Source organism: Halorubrum sp. Atlit-26R (assembly GCF_003666015.1).
Lineage (GTDB): Archaea > Halobacteriota > Halobacteria > Halobacteriales > Haloferacaceae > Halorubrum.
This window is the reverse complement of sequence record NZ_QPLT01000497.1, coordinates 1-457: the sequence shown is the minus strand read 5'-3', so window position 1 is coordinate 457 and position 457 is coordinate 1. Positions and strand designations below refer to the sequence as shown.

The following is a 457-nucleotide window of genomic DNA, read 5'->3' as shown; positions in this document are numbered from 1 at the left end:
GATGGCGGGATGCGACAGTATGGATGGGTCTATTGCCCGGGGCATTGGAAACAGGGTGTGTGGTTCCAGTTGAGATAGACGGGCTCACTATTGTGGCGAAGTGCGGTGTCGCTGCGAGGGGTGACGCGTTCAGCGAGGTTGGTATGAGAGCGCGCGTGCTAGCGTGCTAATCAGTCTTGTTGGATATGCCTGCTGTCCCTGAGTTTTGGTGATTCCTGGTTTTCACTTGTGTAATATGCCTGCTGTCCCTGAGTTTTGGCGATTCCTGTTTTTTCGATTGGTGTGTCCCTGTATTCGTATCCCGGCCGGGATTGGCGTTCTTTATAAGTAGGTCGGTATAGTCGTGCTGTGAGTCTGGATCGCCGACTGTGAATCTGTATTTCGGCCTTTCTAGACCTTCTAACTCCAGTTTCCAGTCTGTATTCGAATGACTATTAAAAGTGACTATTACATACGC

General features: G+C 50.3%; 1 protein-coding gene. It reads right to left on the bottom strand.

Annotated features, from left to right (window positions below; all coding sequences use genetic code 11):
- Positions 1-166 precede the first annotated feature (166 nt).
- On the bottom strand, positions 167-457 hold a 291-nt coding region (locus DVK07_RS24145; RefSeq protein ID WP_233565658.1), incomplete at its 5' end, for a hypothetical protein.